We start from the raw sequence: 486 nt of genomic DNA, 5'->3' as shown, positions 1-486 counted from the left end.
ACGACGCGCACCAAGTCGTCTGCCCCGCCTGATTGACCGAAGACCCCAACCGCACATCCGAGAAAAAAGAATTCGTCATGGTTGCAGGCCGCAGTCGGCCTTTCCACCGTCGGTGCTTACTCGGCGGCCTGCGATAGAGGAGTAATATCGGCCTCCGGCAGTGCAACTCTCACCAGAAACTCGTAGTCGTCCACCATCTGGTGGACATCCGATCCGGTCCTGGCGACGGTCCAATAGTCGCGAGCGGCGCCAAACACCGTTGAAATTTGCACGATCTCCCAGGTGCCTCCGGTTTCCCTGCGTCTTGCCCAGTAGAAGCATTCAGGCTCCAAGGCCGACAACTCAAGCATCCGCGAACTCCCACTTTGCCCACGCTACCATTGAACCGTGCATCGGACCGAAGTCCTACTTGATGCCGGCACCCCGCCGGGCGGCAACCATACATGAGGATCCCTCGGCTGTCATCGCGCATCTGCCTTAGCCTGG

General features: G+C 59.7%; 1 protein-coding gene. It reads right to left on the bottom strand.

Features of this window, described 5'->3' with window-relative positions; translation table 11 throughout:
• Positions 1 to 116 precede the first annotated feature (116 nt).
• Complete coding sequence (locus BN1800_RS39705; RefSeq protein ID WP_027511222.1) at positions 117 to 350, bottom strand: hypothetical protein; 234 nt, start codon at positions 348 to 350, stop codon at positions 117 to 119.
• Positions 351 to 486 lie beyond the last annotated feature (136 nt).

Source organism: Rhizobium sullae, assembly GCF_900169785.1.
GTDB lineage: Bacteria > Pseudomonadota > Alphaproteobacteria > Rhizobiales > Rhizobiaceae > Rhizobium > Rhizobium sullae.
This window is presented reverse-complemented; position numbering and strand designations above follow the sequence as displayed.